The sequence below is a fragment of the Microbispora sp. CSR-4 genome, from assembly GCF_008033685.1.
Taxonomy (GTDB): Bacteria; Actinomycetota; Actinomycetes; order Streptosporangiales; family Streptosporangiaceae; genus Microbispora.
Genome location: NZ_VJVX01000116.1, coordinates 1 through 7,775 on the forward strand (window position 1 = coordinate 1; position 7,775 = coordinate 7,775).

At 70.3% G+C, this 7,775-nt stretch carries 8 protein-coding genes and 1 pseudogene; 4 read left to right on the plus strand and 5 right to left on the minus strand.

What is annotated here, in order from left to right:
- Window positions 1-90: 90 nt before the first annotated feature.
- From FLV34_RS38365 to glnII, 4 genes are all read right to left on the minus strand, one after another.
- On the minus strand, window positions 91-972 hold the full coding sequence (locus FLV34_RS38365) for a metal ABC transporter permease (protein ID WP_142651975.1): 882 nt from the start codon (window positions 970-972) through the stop codon (window positions 91-93).
- The gene (locus tag FLV34_RS38370; protein WP_147945498.1) at window positions 969-1,730 is read right to left on the minus strand and encodes a metal ABC transporter ATP-binding protein; all 762 of its coding nucleotides are present in this window, start codon (window positions 1,728-1,730) and stop codon (window positions 969-971) included. Before FLV34_RS38370 ends, FLV34_RS38365 begins: the two co-directional genes overlap by 4 nt.
- A complete protein-coding gene (locus tag FLV34_RS38375; protein ID WP_142651977.1) occupies window positions 1,727-2,659 on the minus strand; it encodes a metal ABC transporter substrate-binding protein in 933 nt (310 codons plus the stop codon). The genes FLV34_RS38370 and FLV34_RS38375 overlap by 4 nt, the downstream gene beginning before the upstream one ends.
- A 174-nt stretch (window positions 2,660-2,833) precedes the next feature.
- Window positions 2,834-3,847, minus strand: coding sequence for a glutamine synthetase (glnII, locus tag FLV34_RS38380; protein WP_142651978.1), 1,014 nt, complete (start codon window positions 3,845-3,847; stop codon window positions 2,834-2,836).
- Between the two features lie 223 nt (window positions 3,848-4,070).
- Here glnII and FLV34_RS38385 point away from each other — a divergent pair, with 223 nt between their 5' ends.
- Window positions 4,071-4,541 carry a hypothetical protein gene (locus FLV34_RS38385; RefSeq protein WP_142651979.1) on the plus strand — a complete coding sequence of 157 codons (471 nt, stop codon included), beginning with the start codon at window positions 4,071-4,073 and terminating at the stop codon, window positions 4,539-4,541.
- 54 nt (window positions 4,542-4,595) lie between these two features.
- Here the strand turns inward: FLV34_RS38385 and FLV34_RS38390 are convergent, their stop codons facing one another.
- Window positions 4,596-5,378: a DUF72 domain-containing protein gene (locus FLV34_RS38390; RefSeq protein ID WP_142651980.1), complete on the minus strand. Its 783-nt coding sequence runs from the start codon at window positions 5,376-5,378 to the stop codon at window positions 4,596-4,598.
- Between the two features lie 84 nt (window positions 5,379-5,462).
- Between FLV34_RS38390 and FLV34_RS38395 the strand changes: the two genes are divergently transcribed.
- The 3 genes and pseudogenes from FLV34_RS38395 to FLV34_RS38405 form a co-directional block, all read left to right on the plus strand.
- The gene (locus FLV34_RS38395) at window positions 5,463-6,008 is read left to right on the plus strand and encodes a type 1 glutamine amidotransferase domain-containing protein (RefSeq protein WP_142651981.1); all 546 of its coding nucleotides are present in this window, start codon (window positions 5,463-5,465) and stop codon (window positions 6,006-6,008) included.
- Between the two features lie 93 nt (window positions 6,009-6,101).
- The gene (locus FLV34_RS38400) at window positions 6,102-6,980 is read left to right on the plus strand and encodes a sugar kinase (RefSeq protein ID WP_142651982.1); all 879 of its coding nucleotides are present in this window, start codon (window positions 6,102-6,104) and stop codon (window positions 6,978-6,980) included.
- Between the two features lie 113 nt (window positions 6,981-7,093).
- Window positions 7,094-7,775 (plus strand): annotated as a pseudogene (locus FLV34_RS38405) (hypothetical protein); the annotation flags it as partial.

Genomic DNA, 7,775 nt, shown 5'->3' on the forward strand with positions numbered 1-7,775 from the left:
CCGCCGTGTCAACGTCCTGCACGCGATTCTGCGGCACAGGAGGCCGTACGACCCTAGCCATGTCCGGGCTGCGGTGGCTTGACAAAAGCATTAGGCAGCCTCCAGGACCGACCTGCGACGGGCCCGGCTCAGGCCCGCCTTCCTGCGGACGTACGCCACGGCGTGGGCCAGGCCGTACATCGCCACCAGCACGAGCACCACGGTCGCGCCGGAGGCGAGCCTGATGCCATACCCGACCGACGCCTCGTAGCTCACGACCAGCCCCAGCCACCCGGCGCCCGCGCCGACGAGACAGGCCAGCGGCACGATGACCGCGAGCCGGTCCGACAGGCTGCGCGCCGCCGCGGCCGGCACGATGAGCAACGCGATCACGAGGATCGTGCCGACCGCCTTCACGGCGGCCACGACCACCAGCGCGACCGCGACATTCAGCACCAGGTCGAGCAGTCCGACGCGTACGCCGGCCGCCTGGGCGCCCTCGGGGTCGAAGGCCCGCAGCAGCAGCGGCCGCCGCAGCACCGCCAGCAACGCCACGACCACGACCGTCACGACGGCGGTCTGCGCGAGCTGCGCCTCGCTGACCGTCAGCACCCGCCCGAACAGGAACGCGGTGAGGTCGGAGGTGAAGCCGGTCTGCCGCGACACGATCACGACGCCGACCGCGAACAGCGTGGTCAGCAGCATGGCGAGGGCGGCGTCCTCGCTCACCCTGCGGCGCCGGGTGAGCAGCGTGAGCAGGACGGCCGTGACGACCCCGGCGGCCAGCGCGCCCCAGAAGATGCCGCCGTCACCGGCCATGAGGTGGCCGATGACGACGCCGGGGAAGACGGTGTGCGTCAGGGTGTCGCTGACGAACGCGAGCCGGCGCAGCAGCACCAGCACGCCGACCGTGCCCGCGAGCAGGCCGAGGACGACCAGTTCGATCAGCGCCCGCGCCATGAAGGGCAGCTGGAACGGCTCGAAGAACATCATGTCTGGGTCACGATCACGCGGTCGCCGCGCAGTTCGAGCGCGTGCCCGCCGTACGTCGCGCGCAGCCGCTCGGGCGTCAGCACGTCGCCGGTCGGGCCGAAGCCGAACTGGTGCCGGTTGAGGAGGCACACCTCGTCACAGGCGAGATGGGCGATGGCGAGGTCGTGGGTGCTGACGACGACCGAGGCGCCCTGCGCCTTGAGCGAGCCGATCGCCTCCAGCAACGCGTGCTGGCTGACCGCGTCGACGCCGTTGAACGGCTCGTCGAGCAGCAGCATCCGCGGCTTGGCGGCGATGGCCCTGGCCAGCAGCACCCGCTGGCGCTGCCCGCCCGACAGCGTGCCGAACCGGTCGCGGGCCCGCCCGGCCAGCCCGACCCGCTCCAGGGCGTCGGCCACCTCGGCCCGGTCGTCGGCGGCGGGGCGGCGCAGCCAGCCGATCCGCCGATATCGGCCCATCATCACCACCTGCTCGACCGACACCGGGAAGTCCGGGTCGAGCGTGTCGGCCTGCGGCACGTAGGCGACGTCGCGGCGGGCCTGCGCCGGGGGCCTGCCCAGCACCTCGATCCTGCCGCGTACGACCGGCACCAGGCCGAGCAGCGCCTTGATGAACGTGGACTTGCCGGCACCGTTCGGGCCGATCAGCGCCACGGCCTCGCCCTCGTGGACGACGCCGTTCAGTTCTTCCAGCACCGGGACGTCGCCGTAGGCCACGCTCGCCCGGTCGAGCACCAGGGTCGGCGCGCGCTCACTCATGCGGCGGTCCCCCTCAACGCGTTGACGATGGTGTCGGTATTGTGCTCCTCCATCTGCAGGTAGGTCGCACCGGCCGACCCTTCGGGGCCCAGCGAGTCGCCGTACAGGGCGTCCTCCCCGGCCACGACCGTCACCCCGGCCTCGCGCCCGATCGCCTCGGCCGTCTTGGGCGGCAGCGACGCCTCCGAGAAGACGGCGGCCACCCCGGTCTCCCTGATCTTGGCGACGAGGTCGGACACCTGCTTGGCGGACAGCTCCGCCGAGGTGTCGAAGCTCGGAATGATCGAGCCGACGAAGGTCAGCTTGTAACGGTCGAGGTAGTAGCCGAAGGCGTCATGGTTGGTCACCAGCTTGCGCCGGTCGGGCGGGATGGAGTCGATCTTCCTGGCGATCTCGCCGTCGAGCGCGTCCAGCTTCGCGTCGTACGCCGCCTGGTTGGCCTGGTAGACCGCGGCGTCACCCGGATCGGCGGCGGCGAACCCCTTCTCGATCGTGGCGACCATCGTCTTGGCGTTGAGGGGGTCGTGCCAGATGTGCGGGTCGCCGTCGCGGATCTGCACGCCCTGGGAGGCGTCGACCACGGGCCCGTCGAAACCGGCGGCCGAGATCGTCTCGTCGAGCCATTTCTCCAGGCCCACGCCGTTCTTGACCAGCACGTCGGCCTCGGCGATGGCCCGCATGTCCGCCGGGGACGGCTCGTAGTCGTGGGGATCGACGTTCGGCCTGAGCAGTTGGTGGACGCTCACCCGGTCGCCGCCGACGTTGCGGGCGAAGTCGGCCACCTGCGTGGTGGTCGCGACCACTCTCAGCGGCCGGGCCGGATCGGAAGAGGACGCGGACGTGTCCTCGCCGCCGCAGCCGCCCGCGGACAGGGCGAACAGCACGATCAGCGCGGCGGACGACAACCTACGGGCGAGCGGCGAGAGCACGACGAATCCTCAAGTCGGCATATCAAAGTCGGCACGGGAAACATCCCCCCCAAATGTCCCGCAAATGAAAATCATTGTCAACTTGGGCACTTGGGACCCGCCGCCATAGACACGTACGGCTCCCGCGCCGAGACGCGGGAGCCGTACGAGAGATGGAGAGAGACGGAGGAACCGTCAGACCTGGCCGGCCTTCTCCAGAGCCGTGCAGCAGGTGTCGACGATCAGGCGGGTGACGACGTAGGGGTCGACGTTGGCGTTGGGGCGACGGTCCTCGATGTAGCCCTTCTTCTCCACCTCGACCTGCCACGGGATGCGGACCGAGGCGCCGCGGTCGGAGACGCCGTAGCTGAACTTGTCCCACGGAGCGGTCTCGTGGTGGCCGGTCAGGCGGTCCTCGATGCCGTGGCCGTAGTTCTTGACGTGCTCCATGGCGTTGTCGGCCAGGGCCTCGCAGGCCGTGATGATCGGCTCGTAGCCCTCACGCATGGCCTTCGTGGAGAAGTTGGTGTGCGCGCCCGCGCCGTTCCAGTCGCCCTTCACCGGCTTCGGGTCGAGCGTGGCGGCGACGTCGAACTCCTCGGCGGTCCGGTAGAGCAGCCAGCGGGCGACCCACATGTGGTCGCCGACCTCCAGCGGGCCCCCCGGGCCCACCTGGAACTCCCACTGGCCGGGCATGACCTCGGCGTTGATGCCGGAGATCTTCAGGCCGGCGGCCAGGCAGCGGTCGAGGTGCAGCTCGACGATCTCGCGGCCGAACACCTCGTCGGCGCCGACACCGCAGTAGTAGCCGCCCTGCGGAGCGGGGAAGCCGCCCAGCGGGAAGCCGAGCGGGCGGCCCTCCTTGAAGAAGGTGTACTCCTGCTCGATGCCGAACCACGAGTCCTGCTCGGCGAAGCGCTCGGCCACCTCGACCAGCGCGGCGCGGGTGTTCGTCGCGTGCGGGGTCAGGTCGGTGTGCAGGACCTCGCACAGGACCAGCACGTTGTCACCGCCGCGGATCGGGTCGGGGCAGGTGAAGACCGGCTTGAGCACCAGGTCGGAGGAGTGACCGGTGGCCTGGTTGGTGCTGGACCCGTCGAAGCCCCACACCGGCGGCTCGGCGCCGTCGGCAAGAACCTTGGTCTTGGACCGGAGCTTCGCGGTCGGCTCCGTGCCGTCGATCCAGATGTACTCGGCCTTGTAGGTCACGTCGATCCCTTTCGAACGAGGCGGCCTGGCGTTCGTCCGCCACGCTCGACAGTGCCGTTTTGGCATTTCGTAACCTTTGCCCGTTTGTAACCAGAGTGTTAACGCGCATTCTTTGCCTTGACAGTGCGATGAGTAGCTGTTGTGCCCCTGACACATGAACGCCGCTCTCTTGGGCAGTCGGATGGGCGTCAACCAATCGCAACCGCACCGGGAGTGAGCGCAGATGGTCTTATTGGGCCTGCTTCTGGTCCTGATCGCGGCGGCGGCCGTGATCGAGGTGTCGGTGAACGACACCGCGAACACCCTGCCGATCACGGTCCTGGACCGCACGTTCAACCTCAGCCCGTTCGAGCTGTTCATCGCCGGCGTCGTGACCGCCGCCGTGTTCGTCGTCGGCCTGCTGCTCATCACCGGCGGCATGCGCCGCGCCGCCGTGAAGCGCCGCCGGCAGCGTGAGGCGCGCCTGGCGGAGCGGGACCGCGTGTCCCGCCTGGAGGCCGAGAAGCGCGACCTGGAGCGCCGCCTGGAGACGTCCCCCAAGACCGACCGGGATGGCGACGGCGTCGACGACCGGGCCGAGCGCGCCGAGCGTCCCACCGCGCCGCACGACCGCGTGTCGGTGCCCGCTCAGCAGTCGTCCCGCGACCAGCTGGTGGCCGGCGGGCGTCACGCGACCGACGACCACCGCGCCTGATCTGTCCATACCGGGGCACGCTGGGGCATGACGGGGTGGCACTCGCCCGTCCGGTCACGACCGGACGGGCTCGGGGGTCCGCCCGGGAGCCGACTCCGGAAGCCGCGCCCTGGGCACGTCCCGCCCCTGCGCGCGGGCCAGCTCCGCGAAGGTGATCGCGTTGCGTACGGCGGCGCCGCCGGGGTCGTTGTTGAAGTAGACGTAGGCGTCCGTCACGTCCCCCAGGCGGTCCACCCAGTGGCTCAGCGCGCGCCGGCCATAGTTCGGCCAGGGCTCCGCCGCTCCCTCGTGGAAGCGCAGGTAGACCCAGCCGGCCGTACGCCACAGAGGACCGGCGGGCCGGCCGAGCCGGTCCGCCCAGCACAACGCGGCCCCATACTCGGTCAGCAGCGAGCGGATCTCGTCGGTCCACCACGAGGCGTGCCGCGGCTCGACGGCGACCCGTACGGCACGCGGAAACCGCGCCAGGCAGGCCCGCAGCCGCCCGGCGTCCACCTGCAGGGTCGGCGGCAGTTGCAGCAGGATGGGGCCCAGCTTCGGGCCGAGGCCCTCGGCCACGCCCATCAGCCGCTCGACCGGCTCCTCAGGGTCCTTCAGCCGTTTGATGTGCGTCAGGAAGCGGCTGGCCTTGACCGCCATGACGAAGTCGGGCGGCGTACGCTCCCGCCACGACTCGAACGTCTCCCGCTTCGGCAGCCGATAGAAGGCGTTGTTGTTCTCGACCGTGGCGAAGATCTCGCCGTACCTCTCCAGCCACAGCCGCTGGGGCACACCGCCGTAGACGAGGTCGCGCCAGTCGGCGTACTGCCACCCCGAGGTTCCCACCAGCACGGGCATGTCCGTCCCCTACCCACCGGACCGCATAGATCGCAGTTATCGGGGCACGCGACGTCAAGAACGAGCAAAAGAGGGGAGCATCGAATGATCCAGGACAAGACGATCGCGTTCCTCGTCGCCCCGGAGGGGGTCGAGCAGGTCGAGCTCACCGAGCCGTGGAAGGCCGTCCAGCAGGCGGGCGGCACGCCGAGGCTGGTCTCGGTGGAACGCGGGGAGATCCAGGCGTTCCATCACCTCGACAAGGCCGACACCTTCCCCGTGGACACCGTGGCAGGGGAGGTCTCCGCCGCCGACTTCGACGGCCTGGTCCTCCCGGGAGGGGTCGCCAACCCCGACTTCCTGCGTCTTCGGCCCGAAGCCGTACGGTTCGTCAAGGAGTTCTTCGAGGCGGGCAAGCCGGTAGCGGCGATCTGCCACGCGCCGTGGATCCTCGTGGAGGCCGACGTGGTGCGCGGGCGCACGCTGACCTCGTGGCCCAGCCTCCGGACCGACCTGCGCAACGCGGGGGCGACCTGGGTGGACCAGGAGGTCGTGGTCTGCACGGCCGGTCCCAACACGCTGGTGACCAGCCGTAAGCCGGACGATCTGAAGGCCTTCTGCCAGGCCGCCGTGGACGCGTTCGGCGCCTGATTTCGGCACCTGAGTTCGGCGTCTGAGGCAGGGCTTTCCCGGGCGGATCAGGCTCTGTCATGCTTTCCGGGTGCGATCCCGCGGACTTACGGCATGACCGAGGTTTTCACGCTCGGAGAGGCATTGGGCGTCGTCTCCGGCGACCGGCTCCGGCATGACATGACCATCCGTCTCGACGTGGAGGGGCCCGAGCTGACCACGGCGGTCGGCCTTGCCCGGCTCGGCCACACGGTGAGCTGGCTGGGCCGGGTCAGCTCCGACGAACTCGGCATGCGCACGCTGACCGTGCTGCGCGGCGAGGGCGTCGACGTCTCCCACGTACGGGTGGACGAGACGGCGGCGACCGGGCTGATCCTGCGCCAGCGGCGCATCGGCCGTTCGTCGCATGCCGTCCACTACCGCGAGGGCTCGGCCGGGTCACACCTGTCGACCGGCGATGTGCCCGGTGAGGCCGTCCAGTCGGCACGGATTCTGCACGTCACCGGCGTCACCCTCGGGCTGAGCGGCCTCGCGTGGAGCGCCGTCCACCACGCCGTCAAAATCGCCAAGGACGCCGGCGTGCTCGTCTCCGTGGACGTCAACCACCGCGCGAACCTGTGGGAGAGCGTGGAGGACGCCCGGCAGGGGCTCACCGAGCTCGCCGCCTCGGCCGACGTGCTCTTCGCCACCCAGGACGAGCTCATGCTCGTGGAGCCCGCCCTCGCGTCCAGGCCCGAGCTGGTCGTGACCCGGGGCGCCAAGGGTGCCAGCGCCACCGTCGAGGGCCTGCGCTACGACACCCAGGCCGCCCCCGTGACCTCCGTCGACCCCTCCGAGGTCGGCGGCGCGTTCGTCGCCGGCTACCTCAGCGCGATCCTGGACGGCCTGCACCCGGCGGACCGCCTCAAGCGCGGCATCTCGGTGGCCGCCTTCGCGGTCGCCAGCCACAGCTCCTGGCAGGGCCTCCCCACCCGCGGCGAACTCCCCCCGTGACCAGGGCGGTCCCCTCAATCTGTGATCCCAGGAGATTCCTAGTTGATCTTGAACTAGCCCCGGAGACGCGAAAGAATTAATACAAGCTTTCGAATCTCTTGTTGGGGGGTGCCATGGATCTGTTCGACATCGATCCCGAGCACTCCCGTCATTCGAACACGCCTGACGACGGCTGGTGGGACCGTCTGATCGCCAATTCGCCGCTGTGGTCGTCCGACGGCTCGTCCGCCCGCGAGCCCTTCCCGATCATCAACTTCGGGCCCCGGCAGCCCGCCAACGCGCCCAGCACCGAGACCACGGACGGCGTGGACGTCCCAGGCCCCGACGCCGCCGGCGCGAATGCCGCTGGCGCGAACGGCGCTGGCGCGAACGGCGCTGGCGCGAACGCCGCGTGTTGGACCGCCGACAGCGCGGGATCTGACGCGCGTGCCGCCTGTGGGGTTGCCGATCGTGCGGCTGCCGCCGGTGCGAATGTGGGTGGCACGAACGGCGCTGGCGCGAATGCCGCGCGTGGAGCTGCCGACGGTGCAGATACCACTGGCCCGGACGCTGCTGGCGCTGGCTTTGGTGCCGCGCGTGGTGCTGCCGATGGCGCGGACGCTGCTGGCACGAACGGCACTGGCGCGAATGGCACTGGCGCGGCCGGCCCGGGTGCGGGCGCAGGTGCCTCCGATTCGGGTGGTCGTGGTCGGGGTGGTGTGCGGTCGTCGTGGGTGGTGGTGGGGTCGGTTCGTGAGGTGGCCCAAGAGCTGGCGCTGACGCCGCTTCCCGATGACGTGGATGTGTGCCTGGCCG

Excerpts from the sequence above, each read along its gene's own strand:
- FLV34_RS38365 (WP_142651975.1), bottom strand. The coding sequence starts at position 972 with ATGATGTTCTTCGAGCCGTTCCAGCTGCCCTTCATGGCGCGGGCGCTG.
- FLV34_RS38370 (WP_147945498.1), bottom strand. The coding sequence starts at position 1,730 with ATGAGTGAGCGCGCGCCGACCCTGGTGCTCGACCGGGCGAGCGTGGCC.
- FLV34_RS38385 (WP_142651979.1), top strand. The coding sequence starts at position 4,071 with ATGGTCTTATTGGGCCTGCTTCTGGTCCTGATCGCGGCGGCGGCCGTG.
- FLV34_RS38390 (WP_142651980.1), bottom strand. The coding sequence starts at position 5,378 with ATGCCCGTGCTGGTGGGAACCTCGGGGTGGCAGTACGCCGACTGGCGC.
- FLV34_RS38395 (WP_142651981.1), top strand. The coding sequence starts at position 5,463 with ATGATCCAGGACAAGACGATCGCGTTCCTCGTCGCCCCGGAGGGGGTC.
- FLV34_RS38400 (WP_142651982.1), top strand. The coding sequence starts at position 6,102 with ATGACCGAGGTTTTCACGCTCGGAGAGGCATTGGGCGTCGTCTCCGGC.